Annotated in this window: 2 protein-coding genes (1 of these 2 only partly in view); both read left to right on the top strand. The window is 66.1% G+C overall.

Translation table 11 applies throughout. The features are described 5' to 3' along the window. Window positions 1–21,396, top strand: the 3' portion of a protein-coding gene (locus AC1DB0_RS02200) for a DUF4347 domain-containing protein (protein ID WP_476756687.1). The gene continues 10,995 nt to the left of window position 1, outside the view; only the last 21,396 of its 32,391 coding nucleotides appear in the window; its start codon lies off the left edge, out of view; the stop codon is at window positions 21,394–21,396. Further along, window positions 21,389–23,212, top strand: a complete 1,824-nt coding sequence (locus AC1DB0_RS02195; RefSeq protein ID WP_476756688.1) for a GAF domain-containing protein — start codon at window positions 21,389–21,391, stop codon at window positions 23,210–23,212. Before AC1DB0_RS02200 ends, AC1DB0_RS02195 begins: the two co-directional genes overlap by 8 nt.

The raw sequence follows: 23,212 nt of genomic DNA, 5'->3' as shown, positions 1-23,212 counted from the left end.
AACAGCATGCTGAGCATTACCGTGGCCGGCGCGGGCGGCAAGTCCCTGGGCGGCGCGGGCGCCATCGGCGTGAACCTGTCGCGCGCGGACGTTACCGCCATCATCGACAACACGGGTGCGGCGGCCGGCACGAAGGTGCTGGCGGACAGCGGCGCGGTGTCGGTATCGGCGCAGGATGCCAGCCGCATCGTTACCGCCACGGGCGCGTTGGGCATTTCGCTGACGCAAGGCGCATCGGCGGCCATAGGCGCGTCGGTAGGGGTGGCGGACATGCGCAACAACGTGCGCGCCGCCATTGCCTCGGCGACGGTCACGGCGGATTCCGTTCAGGTACGCGCCGAAGAACGCGCCAGCATCTACAACGTGTCGGTGGGCTTGGCGGGTGGCGCGGGCGTGGCGGTCAGCGGCTCGGTGGCCGTCAACACGATCCAGAACACGGTACACGCACAGATTCGCGACGCCGCGGTCACCGCGACCACGGGCGATATCCGTATCGCCGCACGCGACATGGCCAGCATTTCGGCGCTGGCCGGCAATGTGTCGGTGTCGGTGGGAGGCCGCGTCGCGGCCGGCATGGCGTTTGCCGTGAACCAGATTTTCGACACGGTGTATGCGGGCGCGGTGCGCTCGTCGCTGTCGGCGGCGGGCGACATCGTGGTGCAGGCCACCTTCGCCAAGCCCGATGATTTGTCGCCGGGCCTGAACGCGCAGATTTCCGCGATGGCGGTCAGCGGCGCGGTGGCGGCGGGCAGCTCCGACGCCAATGTGGGCTTTGGCGGGTCGGCGGTGTTGAACTGGATCGCCAACACCATCACGGCAGAAATTGGCGATACCGTCAGCGGCCAGGATGTGGTGGCGGATGGCGACATCGTGGTGCAAGCCAATGATGCGTCCACCATCAACAGCTTGGCGGGCGCGGTGGCGCTGGGCCTGGGCTCGCAAGGCGCGGGCGTGGCGGTGGGCGCCAGCCTGTCTTACAACTACGTGGGCGGCGCGCCCGCTGGCACGGCCCGCGAGCATTCGGTGTCGGCCTTGATCCGCGACACGCAGGGTGCCGTGCGCGGCGCGCACGTGCAGGTGGCGTCGTTGTTTACCGGCCAGATCCACAACGTGACGGTGGCCGGCAGCGTGGCCGTCGGCACAGCGGCGGTGTCGGTGGGCGGCGCGGTGTCGATCAACCGCGTCAACAGCAAAACGGAAGCCGGCATCCGCAACGCGCGTCTGGTCGAGGCCTTGTCCTCGGGCGGCGCGCCGGGCGTGGCCGTGCAAGCGCGCGACGACGGCTATGTGCTGGCGGTAGCGGGCGGCTTGGGCGTGGCGGTGTCGCCGGGCAGCGGCGCGGGCATTGCGGCCGGTGTATCGGCCACCGACAACACGGTGCGCAACAACACGCGTGCCTATATTGATGGCACGTCGGCCAACGACGCGAGCCTGCGCACGCAGATCGGCTCGGCCAACGGCATCGCCGTGGACGCAATCAATGACTCGCGCATCGTGTCGGCATCAATCGGTGTGGCGGCGGCGGTGGCCGTGGGCCAGGGCTTCGCCGGGGCCGGCGCGGGCGCGGGCAGCGGCAACACCATCGGCGGCTCGGTCGAGGCGACGCTGCGCAATGTCGACCCGAAGGCGGGCGGCGTCATGGACGGCGACGTGCGCGTCAACGCCGAGAATACCGGCAGCATCGTCACCGTGGCCGGTGCGTTGGCCGTGGCGGTGTCGGCAGGTGGCATGGGCGCGGGCGCGTCCGTGGGCGTGTCGGTCGCTATCAGCGACATCAGCACGGTCGTCAAGGCGCTGGTGGACAACTCCGTCATTCGCACGCGCGGCGGCAGCCAGGGCGTGACCGTGTCCGCCAGCGATAGCGCGGCCATCACCGCCATCGCCATTGGCGGGGCGGTCAGCGTGCAGGCCGGCAGCGCGGGCGTGGCCATTGCGGTGGGCACGAGCGTGGCGGTCAACAAGGTTTTCAACACGGTGCATGCCCACATTCAGGGCGGCACGGTGGAAACAGGCGGTGCGGCGTTGACCGTCAGCGCCACGCAACAGGCCGACATCACGTCGGTGGTGCTGGGCGCATCCGTTGCGGTGTCGGTGGGCGATAGCGCCAATGCCGCCATTGGTGGCGGCGGCGCGCTGGCGCGCAACGTGATTTCGGCCAGCGTGCAGGCGGGCATTGCGGACGCCATCATCAACACGTCTGGCGCGGGCAACACGCTGGGCGCGCTGGATGTGCTGGCGCTGGGTCTGTCGCAGATCAATGCGGTGGTGCTGGGCATGTCGGCCTCGGTGTCGGTCAGCCATTACGCGGCAGCCTCGGCATCCATCGGCGTCGCCATGGCCGAAAACGTCATCGGTTACGACGTCAACAGCGCGGGCCAGGTGGTGGCGCTGGGCGCGGGCCGTCCGGTCAATGAGATCGTGGCGTCCATCGACGGCAGCACGGTGACGGCGGGCGCGGTGCGCGTCAACGCCAGCAACGCCACGTTCAAGGCCGACGGCAGCGTCGACCAGCAGCAAAGCATCTACGCCGTGGTGGTGGCGGGCGCGGTGGCGGTGTCGGTGGCCTACGCGCCGCCCATCGTGGACGGCGCGAGCCTGGCGGTGTCGGGGGCAGGCGCAGGCGCGCGGGCCGTCAACAAGATCAAGACGGGCATCACTGCCCGCATCACGGACCAGAACCAGGCGCATGCCTGGAACGCGGCCAGCGTGTCGGTCGTGGCGATGGACGTGGCGCGCATCGACAGCACGATTGCTGCCGTGGCGATTACGGTGGCGGTGTCGCTGGGCGCAACGGCGTCCTTGTCGGTGGCCGCATCGCTGGCGCAGAACGACGTGGGCAACGCAGCGTTGGCCAAGGTTGACGGGGTGAACTTCGTCAACGCGCCGGCCATTACCGTGAAGGCGGACAGCAAGGCCAGCATTCATACCGTGTCGGTCGCGGCATCGATTGCCGTGGGCGTGGGCCTGGGCGGCATTTCGCTGGCAGGCGGCGGCGCGGATGCGCGCAACGTGATCAGTTCGTCTGCAACCGCGGTAATGAACGGCTCGCGCATCAACGGCAACGGCGCCAACGCGCTGACCATTGATGCCGACATGAGCGGCACGATCAAGGCCACGGTCGTGGTGGCCAGCGTGGCCTTCACGGCGGCGGGCGGCTCGCTTGCCATCGGCGCATCGGTCGCCGAGAACACCATCACGCAGGATGCAGGCGCACGCGCCACGCTGTCTAACACGCAGGTGTCGAACCTGGGCGCCATCAACGTCACCGCCGACACGATCCAGACGCTGGAAACCGTGGTGGTGGCGGGCGCGGTGGGCATTGCGTACAACGGCGTCGCGCTGGCGGCGGCGGGTTCCAATGCATCGAACACCACGCGCGCGGTGACGCGCGCACAGGTGGACGGCCTGACGCAGATTGACGCCAACGTGCGCGGGGCGGAGAGCCTTTCCGTCAAGGCGACGAACACGTCCACGCTGAAAGCCACCGCCGCAGGCGCCAGCCTCTCTGGCACGTCGCAGGGCCTGGCCCTGTCGGTGGGCGTGGCGCTGGCCAGCAACAAGGCGCTGGGCGCGGTGGAAGCGTCGGTGGCGAATTCGGTGCTGAATGTGGGTTCGGGCGTTGGCACAGGCGCGCAGATGACGCGCGTGTCCGTCGCAGCCGAAGACACCACAACGCTGGACGCCAAGGCCATCGGCGCATCGCTGGCGTTTGCCATGACGGGCGGGTCGCTCGCCGTGGGCGCCTCGGTGGCCAGCAACGTGGCGGCCATGAGCGTGCAGTCGTACGTGTCGGCGTCCACCTTGAACGTGTCGGACGCAGTGGCCGTGTCGGCCAAGGAGACCGCCAAGCTGGATGGCGTGTCGGTGGCGGCGTCGGTTGCGGCTGGGTTCTCGGGCGTGTCCGTGTCCGGTTCGGGCGCGGAAGGCACGCACATCATCGCCAACGATGTGGGCGGCTATATCACCGGTTCAACCATCACGGCAGGCACGGGCGTGTCGGTCAAGGCGGACAACACGTCCACCATTTCGGCGGTGACGGGCGCGGTGTCGGTCAGCGCAACGGGTGCGGGCCTGGCGGCCAGCATCGGCGTGTCGATCGCCAACAATACGTTTGGCGCGTACTCGGGTGATGGCGTCAGCCGCGGCAACCGCGCGCTGGCATATATCGACAACAGCACCATCACGGTCACCAAGGGCAATGTGGATGTGCTGGCGACGTCCACCGAGACGCTGACCAGCGTCAACTTCGCCGGCAGCGTCGCGGTGGCGGGCTTTGGCGGCTCGGCGGCCGGCTCGGGCGTGCAGGTGACGAACCGCTTTGCCACCACGACGTCCGCCTATATTCAGGGGTCTGACGTGACGGCCGGCCTGACAGGCGGCGCAGGTTCCGTGACGGTGCGGGCGCAAGACACCAGCACCATCCTGAAGTCTGGCGCGTATGGCGTGGCCGTGGCGGCCTCGCTGCCGGTGCCGGGCAGCTTCGGCCTAAATCTGGCCCTGGCCGTGACGCTGGTGGACAGCGTGGCCGAAAACCAGGTCAGCGCCTATATCAATACCGCCAGCGGCAAGAACGTGGGCGCATACGACGCCGTGTCCGTGCTGGCGCTGGAAAAGACCGACTTCAAGGGCCTGGACGCCGTGACCGCATCGGTTGCGGTGGGCGGCGGCATCGCGGCATCGGGCGCAGGCGTTCGGGTCACGAACAACACCCGCAACAACGTCAGCGCCAAGATCACGGGCGGCGGCAACGTCGGGGCATTGGGCAAAGTCGAGATCACGGCCGACACTCAGGTCAGCGCGCAGATCGACCTGACGCAAGTCAGCGTGGCGGTCGGCATGGTGGGCGTGGCGGTCGGCGTGGGCATTGCCGAGAACATCGCACGCGACACCACCACGGCGTCGGTGGACGGCGCCAACGTGGCCGCCCCGGTGGTGGACATGAACGCGCTGGTCAGCGTGGACTTCAGCCAGACCCAGACGGCCGGCGTGGCCGCCACCACGGGGCTGGCCGTCAACGTCAACAAGGCGCTGGTGGACATCGCCACGACGACGCTGGCCGAAGCCAAGAACGGCGCGGTGCTGACCGGCGTGTCGGTGACGTCGCCCGGCCTGGGCACGGCGCCCGGCATGGTCAACATCAATGCGCAAGGCACTTACTACGGCCGCGCCTATTCCAAGGCGATTACCGGCGGCGTGATCGGCGTGGGCGTGATGAGCGCTGAAACGCGCCTGGGCGGATCGCTGAAAGCCTCGGTGGACAACGCCAAGGTGCAGGGCGACATCGTCGGCATCACGGTGGGCGCTACCACCGAGCGCAACGGGGAAGCGGGCTTGCTGGCCGAAGCGCGTTCGCTGGAAGTGGGCGGGGTAACGGTGTCGATCGACTCCGCATCGCTAACAACGAATCTGGACGCGCGCGTGTCGATCGGCAACAACGCCCGCGTGGACGGCACCTTGCTCAGCGTCACGGCGGGGCAGGTGCAGTCGGTGGACGTGAAGATGGACGCCGGCACGATTGCGCTGGTGGCGGGCCGCCAGGGCAAGATCGACGTGGACGTCGGCGGCAAGTCGGCCATCGACATCAGCGGCGGCGCGCAAGTCACGGGCAACAAGCTGGACATCCGCAGCAACAACACCGTGCGCGGCACGTCCACGCTGAGCGGCTATTCCGTCAAGGTGGCGGGCGCCGACGTCAGCAAGCACACGGTGACGATCAAGCCGGAATCCACCATCACCATCACCGGCTCGCGCCAGGCGGGCGACACCATCACGTCGGCAGGCATGACGGTGGTGAGCGCGCGCGGCGACTACGGCACGCCGGGCATGCTGGACCTGGTCACCACCAACGACATCATCTACACGCAGCGCAACAAGATCACCGGCGTGTCCGGGGTCTCGGTCACGCTGTCGACCAACCACCTGAGCACCGACGGCGCCTTGTCCAAGGTCAAGGTGGACGGGGCCTTCCTGCGCAACGCCTTTGGCGACGTGGTCATGGCGGCCAACACGCGCGGCGTCACGACCACCATCAGCGACCTGCTGGTGGTGGCGGTATCCAGCTTCAGCAAGTCCGACAGCAATAACAACCTGACGGTGCGCAACGCCATCGAGATCGACAATTCGTCGATCGAGGCCGACAGCATCCTGGCGCTGGCGGGCAGCGGCAAGGCGTCCGACCCCTTGTCCACTGGCTATCTGCTGGCTAACGACAACGTGTCGTTCACGCTGGTGGGCATTGCCCAGATTCCGGACGTGGACAGCGGCGCGAAGGCGCGCCAGATCAACACGGTGCTGATCGACGGCGTGTCGTCCAACGGTTCGCTGCTGAAAGCGCAGCGCAATGTGCGCCTGGAAACCAACCCGTCCACGCTGGACCAGGCCAAGGTGAATGGCACGGTGCAGGTCATCGGCCTGAACCTGAACCCCACGGCCAATCTGGCCGATGGCGTGGTGGACACGACGTCCAGCAAGGTGGCAACGGGCTCCGCTACGCAGATCATCGCGGGCGTGAACAACGCGGCCAACCTGTTTGTGATTCCGGCCGAGCTGCTGAAGGAACTGGGCCTGTCCGGCCTGGGCGTGCAGGCGGCCGGCGGTGCGGTGAAGTTCGATTCGAACTCGGCCGTCGTGAAGGCGATTCTGGAAAAGCTGCTGGGTGCGGGCAAGACCAGCCTCGATGGCGCGGCCGGTACGGTCAATATCGACGTGAACTATGAACTGACGGCGTTCACCGCCGCCGACATCAAGGTCAACGTCACGACCGGCATGATCATTACGGACGGCAATAACAACTACTACCGTTACAACAGCCTGGACAGCCGTGACCTGAATCTGGCCACCGAGAACTACAACAACAGCTACTGGCTGCGCCTGAATAACCCGACGCAAGCCCAGAAGGACGACGCGCTGCGCACGGACTTCGGCAGCACGGCGGCCGCCCAGGTGGGCAGCCTGTACTTCGTGCTGAAGACCCTGGACGTGGGCATGCCCACGCTGCGCTACGCCAGCCAGCAGAACGTCATCAGCGAGCAGATCCGCACGTTGACGAAGATGCAGACCGAGCACGCGTCCGACCCGCAGGCGGTGGCGCGTTACCAGGCCAACATCGCCGCCTTGCAGCGCCAGCTGCAAAGCATCCAGATGGCGACGGTGGTGGATGGGCAGCTTCGCTACCTGGATTCGTTCTCCACGTTCTATGTCGAAGTCCCCGACATGTACGCGTCGGGCGGTTCGGTCTATGTCAGCGCCACGGACACCAGCGGCGTGAATCAGGCGGGCATCGACGCGCGCGCCAACACGCAGATCAACATCGTCAACGATTCGCCGATGCTGATGAACGTGTATGACGCGGTTGTGCTGGACGGCACCATCATCCGGCCGGGTTCCGATGGCCAGCTGAAGGTCTTCAAGACCGGCCATCTGTACATCAACGACGTGTCCGTCAAGGGCGCGTCAGGGGCCGACACGGCCGAAGTCAACATCAGCCAGGTCAAGAACACGTGGGCCGCGGACCCGTTCGGCGGCATGCTGGACGAGATCAGGCCCGATGGCAGCAGAGACAAATCGCTGGCCAATATGATTGCGAACGCGCCCGTGGACCTGGGCCTGCTGGGCGCGGTGGTCAACCCGCTGGGCAAGGTGTCGGTGATCAACACGCTGGGCAGCATCAATGTGTCGGGCACGATCCAGGCGGTGAGCCTGGATATTGTGGCCAAGGGCAATTTCAGCCTGCAAAGCGACGGGTGGTTCAACACCGGCGCTGACCCCACGCTGCTCAACGACAGCTGGGCCAGCGTCGTCAACGCCTTGAAGAGCGGCAGCACCAGCACCGGTATCAGCGACACGATGCAGAACGTGTTGCTGAAATGGGGCTACATGAAGCTGGACACTTTCGCCCAGTACATGAACAACAACTCGGCGGCGCGTGATTCGCGTATCTTCGCGCTGGGCGCGGTCAGCATTTCGGCGCTGACGCTGAACATCGACGGCAAGATCCAGAGCGGCCTGACCGACGCCTACATCAAGATCGACAGCTCGTTCCGCGGCGACCAGGACAAGGCGCTGCAAGACGGCAACGGCTACGCCATCAGCGGCGTGTCGTTCAGCGCCGACGGGTCGTTGAACCGTTACGGCGCCATCACCGGCCGTTTCGACTACGCCACGCAGACCATCATCCTGGACCCGATCCGCCTGGCGGGCGGCAGCATTTCGCTGACCGGCCAGATCGTGTCGGTGGGCAATGGCAACCTGGTTGTGGCCAACGGCTACGCGTCGGTGCATATCGACAACCAGACGACCTACGCCTTGGTGACGGGCGACATCGACGTCAGCACCTACCGCCGCGGCCGGATCGAAATCATCGACACCGCGCGCGGCCAGAAAGACCTGTACGAGCTGCAAGGCACGAACAACGTCGTGCACACGGTGTGGAACAAGTTTGTGTCGGTGCAGCCGACGCCGGGTGAAGTGAACCCCTTGACCTGGATCTGGGTGTACGACAACGGCAACGGCCAGCAAAGCTCGGCGGGCTTGAGCAACACCGCCGGCTCGTTGCAGGACGGCCAGACGCTGACCTTGAGCTACAAGCCCCAGGCCGGCCAGATGATGGTGTGGGTTATGGGCTGGAGCTCGGGCGAAACCACCACCACCATCTACACCACCAAGCAATTCAACCTGTTCGGCGACTTCGACCCCTTGGGCTGGCTGACGGACAAGAACACCAGCAAGTCCGGCCCGGTCACGGTGTTTGAGACGCCGCGCCCCGTGCTGGTGTCCACCGTCGTCGCCTATGACGGCGTCAATTCCGTGCCGGATGCGCTGAAACAGCAACTGATCGCCAGCGGCAAACTGAACGACGCGCTGCTGCCCACCACCATCGAAGGCAGCGGCACGCAAACGCTGGTGGAAGACGCGGCTGGCAGTATCGAAGGCCCGGACGGCAAGCATTACCGTCTGGAAACCTCGGGTGGCACGGCGCTGGATACCTCTGTCTTCAGCGTGGCCTACCGCAAGTTCAACACCGGCGTCATCGTGCGCAACGACGGCCCGCACACCAGCGGCGGCGGCTGGCTGCGCACCAAGACGACGACCTTGACGCAGGTGGTCGAGAAGAAGCAGCAAGAGCTGTTCACCTTCTACATGCCGGCTTCCCAGGAAATCACGCTGAGCTTCATGGGCTCCAGCAACGCCGACAACGCCATCTACATTCGCAGCAATGGCGACATCACGCTGGCGGGCAACCTGATCGTTGGCAACGGCAAGACGGTGCATATCGAAGCGGTGTCGGCCTCGAAGCCGACATCGATCACGATGCAGGGCGAAGTCGGCATCATGGCGCGCGATGTGAACGGGCAGATGCCCACGGGCGCCAGCGCGCAGGTCAACGTGGACGCCATCGCGCTGGGCGGCGCGATCACGCTCAACGTGATGGGGTCCAACGGCTACACCCGCGCGGAAGCACGCAACGACATCCGTCTGAACTACTTCTCGGATGGCGGTAATAGCTCGTGGGCGACGCTGAAGTATGTGAACTCGTCGGCGGGCACGGTGTATATCGAGGCGCGTAACGGCATCTTCGCCCATGCGTCCACGAGCAGCACCGATACCGTCGTGTCGGGCAACCGCATCGAACTGAACGCGGGCTACGGCGCCATCGGCACGGCGTCCAAGGCGCTGACGATCAATGCGCGCCAGGGCTTCGCCGCCCAGGCGGGCCTGGCGGGCGGCCCGGCCGGGGCCGACAAGAGCATTTACTTGTCGCAGAACGTGCTGAATGCCGACCTGACGCTGGTCAAGCCGGTGAACTGGACGAACCCGCAGGCTTCCGTTTACGCGGAGCTGGGCAGCGTCAACATCACGCTGAACGGCGGTTCGCTGCTGGATGGCGAGCTTGCCGATACCCGCACCGCCACCGAGAAGGCGTACCCGACCGTCACGGCCAAGATTCTGGCCGACCTGAACGCGCAATTGGCGCAGTACGACAGCTACTGGTCGGGCGTGCGGTCGTTGCAGACCGCCACGATTACGCTGGGCGGTGTCGGCACGTACCTGAGCACGCAGGCCGAAGGCGGCCAGTACCTGGCGCTGAACCTGACGGCGGACCAGTACAACGCCGCGTTGAAGGCGGCGGTGGATGGCCATCATCTGGTGCGCCTGGCCTACAACGACAGCCTGAACGGGAACGTCCGCAAGGAAATCCTGGGCTATCTGGGTCTGGTGGCAGGCAGCGGTGCGAACAACATCTACCAGTTCACGTTCACGGTGTACGACCCGCTAAACCCGACGTCGAACCCGGGCCCGGTGTCGCTGGCGTCACTGGGTTACACGGCGGGCAGCCAAGGCGTGCTGTACGGCCCGTCGTACGCGCTGGCTGGCGCCACGGATCAGTCCAACGCCAACCTGCCGATTTCGTTCACCTTGCCGTCTGGCGCGTTGACGGTGCAGCAGGGGTCCAGCACCTTGCGCCTGCAACTGAGCAATGACCAGTTGAATACCTTTGCCAGCCTGTCGGGCCAGACGCAGGGCGACCTGTATCAGCGCGCGCTTGCCGGCTTGCGCACCTACACCTACATCCTGGTGGACGGCCAACAGCTGACGATTGACCAGATTGTGCCGACGGGCGGCCAGTGGTGGGGGTCGAACAGTTTCGACTCGATCCTGGTCACGCTGAAGTCGCCGTATGTGGGCGACCTGACCAACCTGGACAGCACCGGTCATCACAACCTGAACATCGTGTTCGGCAATACGGCCGGCACGCTGGGCGGGGGCGAGGTCACCGGTTCCCAGAACGCCACGCGTCCCGTGGTGCCTGGGTCGGGCACGACTGCGCCCGCGCTGGGCGCCGACGATCAGAACATTTCGGCCGACATCATCGCGGCAATTGATCAATACAACCTGGACCACCCGCAAGGCCAGATCAACACCGGCGCCGGGTCGCTGTACGCAAACCTGACGTCGACAACGCCGGGCAGCACCTGGACGGTCATTGAGCGCACCATCACCAGCAACCAGCTTCAGCTGGCCGGCAATACGCTGGGCTGGTCGATACCGTCCGGCAATTCCGTGCAGGACTACAACCAGTGGATGAACAGCGCCGTCAATGGGCTGATTGGCAGCGAGATCACGTTCATGATTGACGGCGTCAGCTACACGCGCCGCATCGAGTCCCTGAGCCTCGTCCAGGCCGACGGCTCGCCGGCAACCAGCGTCTACAACGCGCAGAACCAGATTTCGATCACGTTCTCGGGCGCGGCTGTCTCGCTGAAGAGTTTCTTCGTGCGCAACGGCGCGAACATGGTCACGTCAACGCCGCTGCCGTCGCAACTGGTCTACGGCTTGACGGGCTTGGGCAAGGGCACCGGCTCCATGGCCGTGGCCTACACGATCCAACGCGGCTTTGGCGCTGCGGCGCTGAAGCAGGGCGTGCTGACGTCGGATACGCCGAACAACAACTGGGGCTGGTTCGGCACAAACCTGCTGCCGTTCTATACCTATACGGAAACGGCGGGCGCCGGGTATGCCGACTTCGTCGACATGGGCAACGGCTTCAGCTGGGATCTGACCAACGCCAACCTGAGCGATGTTGCGCGCACGCAGCTGGCCAACAGCATCAAGGCGCTGCTGCAAAGCGGGCAGTCGATCTCGCTGGCCGGGCTTGAGCTGTACATGACCAACCAGAATGGCAAGCTGCAAGGCCATGACCTGGGCGTCTACGACAACGGCACGCTGCACATCCTGACCATCGTGGACGCTGACGGCAATCCGTTGACGGCGTCCAGCCCCGACAGCGCGTGGCTGACCGGCCGCATCACGTTCACGGGCAAGGTGTATGCGGAGAAGTCGCAGCTGGAAGACCTGAACGTCTACCAGAACACCAACGTTCACGACACCGCGACGTCGGGCAGCTACACGCCCGATTTGCACGGCATGACGGTGAACGCCGGCATCCGCCTGGTGGACAACGGCTTTACGCAGCAGTCGCTGACGCAGTTTGGCGCCGCCACGCTGACCTTGCCGGGCAACGACCGCCTGGTGCAAGGCCAGCGCGTGGAGCTGAGTTTTGCGAACTCCACGCAGACCGCCATCTATTACATCCAGAGCGTGAACGGCCGTGTGGTCACGCTGTCGAGCAGCGTGGACGGCGCTTTCAACGGCGGCACGCCGGTATCGATTGCGCAGATCTTCGGCGTGGCAGGCAGCACGCCGGGCGCGGTGACGGTGAAGCTGCTGGACGCGGCCGCCAGCGGCGCTACCGTGTCGGCCGACAACGTCATCACGCTGACCGACATGAATATCGTCCCGGTCACGGATGCCAATGGCCAGGTGACGGGCTACCGCGCCTTGCAGAACTACGACCGTGTCTACCTGAACGACGTGCGCGTGCAGATCGGCAAAACGGCCAGCCTGCAAACCAACGTGGCGTATTACGTGCTGGTGGGTGCGAACAACACGATTCAGCTGTTTGCGTCCAAGGAACAGGCGGTGCTGCATCAGCAGATTGAACTGCTGAACCAGACGCCCGAGGGCCGCGAACTGGTCAAGGCGCTGTTTACCGACGCCGGCATCACGGGCGAGCTGCTGCGCGGCTTTGCTGCGGCAGACGTGAACGGCATGTTTACCGTGTCGACTCACCTGTTCCAGACGCAGGCCGCCGGTTCGACGGCAGGCTTGACCGCGCAGATGCAGGCGCTGCACGAACAGCTGAAGAACCAGGGCTTTGACCCCAACTACCTGCCTGCCGCGCTGGATATCACGGCGGCGCAGAACCTGGTCAAGTCCACGCGCAACCAGATCGTCTACGACTACGTGGTCGATAAGGAACTGGCGCAAACGGCCGAATACCACAACTACTGGCGCGACCGCCTGGAGTCCGCCGCGGGAGCGGTGAGCTCGGGCCTGACGGCAGTGGGGGCGGGCAGCTTCAAGCTGGCCAACATGAACATCGTGGACGATGGGACGGGGCAATTGCGTGCGCTGCGTACCGGCGACGAGATCTACTTCCGCCAATCGGTAGGCAACGTGCGGGCCGACACGGCGTACTACGCCATCGTTGGCGCCGACGGCACCATCCGCCTGGCGGTGTCGCTGGCCGACGCCATGCTGTACCAGACGGGCGCGGGGCAGAACGACGGCTTGCTGGCGTTGTATCCCAACATGGGCGAGGCCATCACGCTGGCGTTTGACGCATCCAGCCTGAACGGGGCGGGTGTAGAAGCCTACACGCGCACCTATACCGTGCGTGCGGATGCGCCGGCGCAAACGGCGGCTGATATTGCGCTGTACGGCCAGACCTACAACGCGGGCTACTTCTTCTATTTCTCGACGGCCACGTTGCGCAACATCGAGAACAACCTGCTGTATCCGGTGTCGGCGGCCATCAACGAACAGGTGTTCGACGTGGACGGTGATACGGACGGCGCGCCGCCCGCAGACCGCTTCCTGAACGTGAAGGCGGGCGGCGGCATCGTGTTGCGCACGTCGGGCCAGGGTTCCATTGGCGCCGAGCTGGGCGACTACACCCTGCAACTGCCCAGCCTGGGCGGCTTGTCGGACGACGAACGCGCCAACGTGTTTGACTCGCTGCCCGAGGCCGACAAGGCCATCTTGTCGCGCGCCAACGCGGTCAACCTGGCGGGCGTGTATCACACGCTGTACCGCTACATTGGCCCGGCTGGCACCACGCCGCTGGACCGCGCCAGCGTCGACTTCAGCGACACGAGCCTGTGGCAGCGCTTTGAGCCGGTGTTCTCCAACGACGCATCGCTGAAGCTGGGCACGACCTTGTCGGCCAATAGCGCGGTGCAGTTCCTGTTCGCCGACCGCTTCGGCCTGTACGAGAACAGCCGCGACGTCTTCATCTACAACAGCAAGCTGCTGGAAGGCGCGTCGGCGGCCGATATCAGCCAATGGCAGGCCAATGTGGCCGCCGCGCGCGCCAATGGCGTGCAGGTGGTGGATATTGGCAGCGGCTTCCTGGACCCGGTCTGGAAACCCGTCAACGTGCCGTACATGGCGCAAGACGGCGCCAGCCCGCAGGCGCTTGCCAGCGGCATGCTGGTGGGCGACATGCGCGACCCGCGCTACCTGACGCTGAAGCTCACGCGTTCGCTGGCGGTGCAGGCCGTGAACGGCGTGGTGTCCGCCTACAGCGACACCACCGTCGGCCTGGATTCGCCCAAGGGCAGCATCCGCCTGGGCGATATCCACGCCAAGGACGGCATCACCATCACGGTCAGCGCCCAGGGCGGTTCCATCATCGGCACCGATGCGGGCACGCTGGAAAGCGCCGGCCAGGTCAGCCTGGTGGCGGATCAGGACATCGTGGGCAGCACGCGGGACGCCGATGGCATCTATCAGTACGACGCCTCGAAGCATCTGCAACTGAGCCTGTCCGCTGGCCACGCGCTGTACGTGGAAGCGGGTGGCGTGGCGCGCGTGTCGCAGTTGGGCGCGCAGGACTTGAACCTGGTTCTGGCCAATACCAAGGGCACGGCGGCAGGCGGCTCGTCTTACCAGACGGACGCGAACCTGCGCGTGGGCCAAGTGGTGTCGGCCGGCAGCGTAACGTTGAAGGCGGGCTTGTCCATCCTGAACGCCACGTCCGAAGGCCAGCGCCAGTACGCCAACGTGGTGCTGTCTGACCTGAGCGCCGCCGAGCTGGCGGGCCTGGGCTATGTGCGCGAAGTGGCGCTGATCGCCGGGCAGTCGGTGGGCCAGATGGGGGCCGACGTCTCGCAGGAAGGCACGCCGCTCTTGGTCAGCGTGTCGGCAACCGATACGCAGGCCACGGTGCGGGCGTCGGCCACGCAGGGCGTCAACCTGTATGGCATGCATGGCTTGCGCCTGGGCGGTATCGATGTGGTCGATGCCGGTGGGGTGCGCGGCGATGTGCGCATCTATGCGTTGGACGCGATCTTGAACGGCACGGCTTCGGGCCAGGCCGCGATCACCGCGCGCAACGTGTGGCTGGAAACGCTGTCCGGCACCATCGGGGAGCTGGGCTCGCCGTTGTTGACGGATATGTCCGGCTATCTGGTGGCGTCGGCCTTGGGGTCGGTGTCGATCAGCCAGCTGGGCGCGAATGATCTGGTGCTGGCGCGGGTGGAGTCGCGGTCACGCGATGAGGTCCACCTGAGCAGCGCCACCAACATCGTCAGCGACAAGACCGCGCATCCGGGCCTGTCCCAGACGCGCAGCGTTGCGGTCGTCACGGGCGGCAGTCTGTTCTTTGTGGCGGGCGGCTCGGTGGGCGGCTACGTGCAGTCCGACACGGCGGGCGCGGCGGTCAACGACGCGCTGATCGTGGCGTCGGTGGGCGCGCAGTCGACCATCAATGTCAAGGCGGTTGGCGACGTGGCGCTGGTGCAAGTGGGCGCCGCCACCGATGCGCAGGGCGTGTCGCAGGCGCTGTCGTTCAACGTTGGCCAGATCAACGCGGCCAACGCGTGGCTGGTGGCGCGCTACGAAGGCGCGCAAGCCGGCACCTCGGGCGATATCGTCCTGGCGCCGGACGCGATAATCAGCACCGTGGGCGTGTTGAGCCTGCTGGCGGGCAACAACCTGTCGGTTGCGGGCCGTAGCGGCTTGCAGTCAGGCGGTTTGATGCAGGCTGGCCAACGCATGAATCTGCGCGTGGACCGCGATGACCGCGGCACGGCCGGCTACGGCAAGGCCTCGGCGGTGGACATCAACGGCCGCCTGGTGGCGCCCGAGATCTATGTGTACGGCAGCGACAGCGGCAACAACACCATCACCTTCAGCAACACCGCCGACATCGGCGGCGCGCTGGATGGTCATGACGCGTTGACGCAAGGCGTCTTGCTGGATATCACGGGCGGTTCGGGTCAAGACCAGATTCTGGTCAACGCGCTGCTGATCAATCAGCAGCAAACCACCGTGCGCACCTTGGACGGCGACGACACGGTCATGTTCGACACCACGGACGTGCGCGGCGATATCACCGTGCTGGCCGGGGCGGGCGACGATGCCGTGACGTTCCAGCAGAGCGTTATCACTGGCACGCTGACGGTGGACGGCGGCGAAGGCGCCAATATCGTGCTGCTGGATACGGTGACGGTGGGTGTCGATACGACGATCACAACCGGCGCTGGGGCGGATCAGATCACGGTGGTGGGCAGTGGCCTGACCGGCGCGCTGACGATCACGGCGGGCGATGGCGACAACACCTTGTTGCTGGACACCGTCACGGTGGGTGGCGATACCGCCATCACCACCGGCTTGGGCCTGGATGCGATTGTGCTGCTGGATAGCGATTTGACGGGCACGTTGACGGTGGACGCGGGCGAAGGCGACAACGTGGTGCTGCTGGATACCGTCACCGTAGGCGGCGGTGCGACGCTGCTGTCAGGCGCGGGCGCTGACCTGATCACGTTGACGCATAGCGATTTCGGCGACGCGGTATCGGTGAATGCAGGCAGTGGCGATAACGTCGTGCTGCTGGACGTCGTCGCTATCGCCGGCGCAACGGCTATTACGGCGGGCGCGGGCATGGACCAGATCACCGTGCAACTGAGCGCGCTAACCGGCGCGTTGACGGTGAACGCGGGCAACGGCGACAACATCGTGGTGTTGGACACTGTGACGGTGGGTGGCGACACGTCCATCACCACCGGCTCGGGCGATGATTTGATCGCGCTGGTGGACAGCGATCTGACGGGCGACCTGACGGTCGTGGCGGGCAACGGCGACAACGGCGTCGTGCTGCAAACCGTGACGGTGGGCGGCGATACGTTCATCACTACCGGATCAGGCGATGACCTGATCGCGCTGGTGGACAGCGGTTTGGCAGGCTCACTGACGATAAGCGCTGGTGAAGGCGACAACGTCGTCGTGCTGCAAACCGCGACAGTGGGCGGCGATACCGCCATCATGGCCGGGGCGGGCGTGGACGAGATCGCCTTGGTGGACTCGGATCTGACCGGTTCCTTGACCGTAGACGCGGGCGGCGGCGACAACGTCGTGCTGCTGGATACGGTGACGGTGGGCGGCAACTCGGCGATTGCGACCGGCGCAGGCGCTGACCAGATCACGTTGCTGGACAGCGGCTTGATCGGCTCCCTGAGCGTAGACGCGGGCGACGGCGACAACGTCGTGCTGCTGGACACGGTGACGGTGGGCGGCAACACCGGCATCACCACCGGCGCAGGCGCTGACTTGATCAACTTGTCTGACTCCGATTTCCTGGGTCACCTGGCAGTGGACGCGGGCGCCGGCGACGACAAGATCTGGATGGCGCGCATTCTGTTGGGCGGCGGTGCAACCGTGCTGGCGGGCGAGGGCGACGACACGATCTACCTGTCGGCGCGCGCGCTGGCCGGCGGCGTGTCGCTGCATGGCAATGATGGCAACGACCTGATCGTGCTGGATCAACTGCCGTCGCTGACCAGCCAGCAAGGCGTGGCCGGCGTGACCGACCGCGTGGATGTGGACGGCGGACGAGGCTCGGATCACATCATCGTGAACCTGGCCGCGGCGCTGACGTCCATCTTGATCAACGTGCATGATTCCGATGACAACGGCCTTGAAAACCTGTCGGACGTGAACCATCTGACGATCAACGGCACCACGCAGGACGAGACTTTCCTGGTGCGCGAGCACTTCGTCGCGAAGATCACGCCGCAAGGCGCGGGCTACGCGAATGACGTGCAGCGCGTGAACTACGACCGCAGCATGACGGGCGGGCTGCGCCTGAATGCGGTCGACGGCGGCAACCGCTTCTATATTGATGACACCAGCACGTATGTGGTCATCGACGGCGGCCTGGGTAGCGATGCGTCCAAGCACAACGAATACCAGGTCGGTCAGCTGTACGCGCTGGACCGCCAGTTCCCGAACGTGGGCGCGGGCGACCAGATCGACACGGTGCAAACCACGCAGGGCTATCTGTCACGCGGCAACAGTTTCGGCCTGACCCTGTACGGGGCGGAGAACAGCAGCAACGTCTTCCGCATCTACAGCAACGCCGCGCCGCTGGCGCTCTTTGGCGGAAAGCGCGATGACGAGTTCATGGTCTACGCGTTCAAGGAAGCGCAGCAACAGCCCAACGGCGAGCGCAACTACGTCATCAACGGCGCGGTGTCGATGGATGGCGGCGACGGGATCAATACCTATACCGTGCTGGGCTCGGAAGACGCCGACGCTTTTGTGCTGACGCAAGAAGGCATCCGCGGCGCGGGGCTGAACACCAGCTACCAGAACATCCAGCGCGTCAACCTGGATGCGCGCGAAGGCAATGACCACATCTATGTGCTGTCCACGCGCAGCAATGTCATCACGACCCTGATCGGCGGACGCGATAGCGATACCTTCGATCTGTCGGGTGACGTGGCGGGCAACACCATCGTGACCGGCCGCGGCGGTTCGCGCGACGTGTTCGATGGCGCGCAGCCGGTCAGCATCACGGCGCAGCCGGGCCAGCTGGACGCCAACGGCGGCAATACGCTGTCGCTGGCGATCAATCTGGATGCCAGCGTGCTGCCGCGCCCCGCGTCGGGCCAGGCGTATGTGTCGCTGAGCAGTGCGATGGTGGCGTCCGCCTTGTATGGCTCGCTGACGCAAGGCGTGGCCCTGAACGCGGCGGATTCGATGGCGGCTGCCCTGCAAAGCCTGCAAGGGCGCGGGCTGCTGCTGTCCACCGACGGCGGGCTGACCTGGCACCAAAGCGTGGTGCTGACGTTTGACGCCAACGGTGTCGGCGCGCAAGCGTGGGGCGCCATGCAGCAGGTGCTGGTCAAGGTGGAAGACGGCGCGGGCGCAGGCCTGCCGCCGCTGAGCCTGGCTGGCCTTGACCTGCACCTGTCGGCGTCGCTCTTTACGACGCTGCCCGGCTTGCAAGACGTAGCCCTGCCGCCGATTCTGGTGCGCGTGGCGGACCCGGCCTATGCCGGCCCCGCCAACGAACCGGGCAAGGTGCGCAACCCGCGCGCAAGCGACCAGCCCATCATCACGGTGGACCCGGTAACGGGCATCAGCTACGCCAATTACGGCGACCAGCCGCATGACGTGTCGGGTATCCAAGGCACGCTGCTGATCGAAGGCGACACGCTGGACCGCCCGGATTACGACGGCACGCTGCACGCGGGCGTGGGCCTGCCAAGCGAAACCGATGGCGTGCTGGGTGCGCGCAATGACGGCGTGGCGTCTGCCGCGCCCGTCAATGACCGCATCCGCATTTTCAATGACGGCACCACGGCCGGCCAGACCGGCATGCAGGATCAGGTCGACAACATGGGTGGCCTGGACCGCGTGTACAGCAACGCGCAAGCTGGCGACTTCGGCCGCATCACCGGGCTGGGCATGACGCCGGGCTTGGGCGGCGCGGGCGGCACGGTGTTGCAGACGAGCCAGGCGGGCACGCATGTGTTCGACCGCGGCATCGTCTTCCACGGCGTGCAGTCGGTGAACACGATGCTGGGCCAGGGCGATGACACCTACACGGTGCGCCACGCCACGGTCGGCACGGTCACGCTGGTGCAGGGCGGCGGCGGCAATAACCTGCTGGTGGCCGAAGGCAATACGGTGGGCGGCACGGACCGKCCGGTGCTGCTGTTTGGCTCGACCAGCCAGGACGACGCCTACTACACCGCATCGCCCGGCCAACGCGTAGCAGGCCAGGCGCTGCACTTTGGCAACGGCGGCAACAACGTGCTGGACGCACGCACCACCACGCAGGGCGTCATCCTGTACGGCGGCGCGGGCAACGACGTGATCTATGGCGGGTTGGGCAATGACCTGATCGCGGGCGGCGGCGGCAGCAACGTCATCCATGCAGGCCAGGGTAACAACATCGTGTTCGGCAACGCCGGCATGAACATCAACCTGGATACGCCGATGAACATGGGCGTGGCCGCGGTGGCCGACCAGCAGTCGCTGGCCGCGCTGACGCTGGTGCTGACGCCGCAGCAGGCGGCAGGGCTGGCGGTGGGGGCGTCGGCGGATGGCTTGTCGGCGGGCGCCAACACGATCACGGCGGGCGACGGCAACAACATCGTGTTCGCCAACTTCGGCCGCATCGTGAACGTGGAGCCGGTCAACTACCTGCGCAATCGCGGCGACTTCATTGACGCCGCCGCGCCGGGTGCGGACGCGCGCTATCTGTCGGGCATTGGCCTGCAACTGCTGGAGACCATCAACCTGCCATCGGGCGGCGTGAACACCATCACGGTGGGCGCGGGCCGCAATGCGCTGTTTGGCGGCATGGGCGACGACATCATCCGCGCGGTGGGCGCGGGCGGTTTCAACCTGATCGCCGGCGACGGCGCGCGGGCGGTGTTCACCGCCGCCGGCCGGATCGCCTTGTTCGAATCCACCTACCCGTCGGTGGGCGGCTCGGACAGCCTGTACAACAACGGCGAAGGCGTGATGATCGGCGGCATGGGTGCCGACCAGCTGGAAAGCGGCGCGGGCAACAACGTGATGTTTGGCGACAGCGGCCGCGTGGTGTTCGTCAACGACCGCTGGAGCCTGATCGAAACCGTCGATATCGCGTTTGGCGGCAACGACATTCTGTTGGCAGGCACGGGCGGCAACTACATGTTGGGCGGCATCGGGGCCGACAGCTTCCGCGGCAGCTTCGCCAAGGACGTGATGGTGGGCGACTTTGCCGCCATCTATATCGAACCGGAGAGCGGCCGCGTGGTGAACCTGACCCGCTTCGGCATGGGCGGTAATACGCCTGACCTGATCACCCGCGCGCTGGAGGATCTGTATTCCTGGAGTGGCAACTTCGGCCAATGGCAGCGCCCGGTGTTCGAGCCGCTGCTGACCCGCCCCAACGCGGGCGCGTGGTACCTGTCGGGCCTGCGGGATGCGGTCAACAGCATCCGTCTGGGACCGGCGTCGCCAGACATCGTGATTGCACGCCACGACGGCGGGCTTTCCGATTATGCTTCGTCGGGCGCGCCGGACGAGGTGTCCATGCGCACCGATCAAACGGTGCAGGACGGGGGTGGCCAGGGTTACGCCAGCGGCGCGAAAACGGCGCCGAAGCCAGAGCCTAAGCCCGCTCCGAAGCCCGCACAGGACGCGTCCAACCCGGCTGCTGATTTGGCAGGGCAGGAAGGGGCAGGACAGGACGGGGCAGGACAGGACGCAGCAACCGAGGACGCAGCGCCGCAAGGCGCGGCGGTGTCGGACGCGGATCAGCCGGCTGACAACGTGGCGGCTGCCGAGAACACCCACGCATCCACCACGGCCGAGCGCGTCGCCATGGCGGCGGGCGTGGGCATCCTGGGCTTGAGCGGTGCGTTGGGCAAGTCGGGCAACGCCACGGTCGTGTTCAATTCAAAAACCAATACCTGGGAGCCGAAGGCCAGCCGCAAGCGCGGACTGAGCGTGCGGCAGCCGGCGCTCACGGAGAGTGGAAGCAAGGATGAATGATGCTGTCGTGCCCGCGCAGGTGAAGCGCGCGGACCTGGCCTGGTGGTCGGCGCTGTCGGCCGCGAGCGACCGCCAGTCTTTCCTGGACGCCTGGCTCGCCTTGCAGGCGGGTCAGCTGCCGGGCGTGCGTCACGCGGCGCTGATCCTGGGCGAGCCGGACACCGGGCCATTTGAAGCGGTGTCGCAAACCCCGGCGGGCAGCCGCGCAGGCGCAGTGTTCTACAGCGCGGTGGACGAAGCCTTGCAGGGCCGCGAAGTGGCTGTGTCGGCGGATGCCAGCGGGCTGGTGGTGGCGTACCCCATCGTGCTGGGCGGCCGCATCCATGGCGTGGCGGCGTTCGAAACCCCCATGCAGGCGCCCGAACCGCTGGTGCAGGCGCTGCGCTGGGGAGCGGGCGTGTTGGAAGCGTGGCTGGTTCAGCATCAGGAAACCGATAGCGCGCAGACGGTCGAACGCCTGATGGTGGTGATCAATTGCGTGGCGCGTTCGCTGAAGGAAGGGCAGTTCAAGGATGTGGCGCTGACGCTGGTTACTGACTTGGCGACGCGGCTGGAATGCGACCGGGTCAGCATCGGCTTTCGGCAGGATGGCCGCAGCAAGGTCTACGCCTTGTCGCACAGCAGCCGGCTGGTGCAGAACATGAATCTGGTGCGCAGCGTAGCCGAGGCCATGGACGAAGCCATCGACCAGAACTCGACCTTGTGCGTGCCGCAGGACGAAGGCCGCACCATCCAACTGCGCGCGCACCAGAAGCTTGCGCGCGAATTTGGCAACCGCAACGTGCTGACGGTGCCGTTCGCGCCCGATGGCGACGCGCGCGGGGCGCTGGTGTTTGAGCGCCCGGACGACCTGCCGTTCGACAAAGCCAGCATCGAACTTTGCCAAAGCGTAGTGCTGCTGGCCGGCCGCGTGCTGTATCAGCGCTTGCAGCAGGAACGCCCATTCTGGCGCAAGTGGCGCGATGCGGTGTTGCGCGAATCTGGCCGTTTGCTTGGGCCCCGCTACATTGGCCGCAAGCTGGCGGCCGTCGCGCTGGTCGCCTTGGTGGCGTTTGCCGTCTTCGCGCACGGCCCGTATCGCATCAGCGCGACGGCCACGGTGCAAGGCGTGGTGCAGCGCGTGCTGGCCGCGCCGTTCGATGGCTATATCAGCGATGCGTCGCGCCGCGCGGGCGATACCGTGAAGCAGGGCGATGCGCTGGCCGCGCTGGATACGCGAGAGACCGAACTGGAATTGCTGCGCGCGGGCAACCTGGAAGTGCAGTACCGCCGGCAAGCCGAAGAGGCATCGGCGCGGGGTGACAGCGCGGCCTCCGCCATCGCCCAAGCCCAGGCGCGCCAAGCCATGGCGCAGATTCAGTTCTATCGTGAACAGATCCAGCGTTCGACATTGCGCGCGCCGTTTGACGGCATCATCGTCAGCGGCGACCTGAGCCAGCAACTGGGTGAGGCCGTCAAGCGCGGCCAGGAACTGTTCAAGCTGTCGCCGCCCGATGGCTACCGGCTGTGGCTGGATGTGGAAGACCGCCTGATTGACGACGTGGCGGTGGGCCAGACCGGCCGCGTGGCGTTGGCCGCGATGCCAGACCGGCAGATTCCCTTTACGGTGACGCGCATCGTGCCGCTGGCGCAGGTGCAGGAAGGCAAGACCGTGTTCCGCCTGGAGGCCAGCCTGGAACCCCAGGCGGCGCAGGCGTTGCGCCCGGGCATGGAAGGCGTGGGCCGGATCGATATCGACGAGCGCCGCTACGTCTGGATCTGGACGCACGGGTTTTTTGATTGGCTCCGCCTGAAATGGTGGGGCTGGTTCGGCTGA

The organism is Achromobacter sp. 10T422 (genome assembly GCF_056394065.1).
This window is presented reverse-complemented; position numbering and strand designations above follow the sequence as displayed.

Excerpts from the sequence above, each read along its gene's own strand:
- AC1DB0_RS02195 (WP_476756688.1), top strand. The coding sequence starts at position 21,389 with ATGAATGATGCTGTCGTGCCCGCGCAGGTGAAGCGCGCGGACCTGGCC.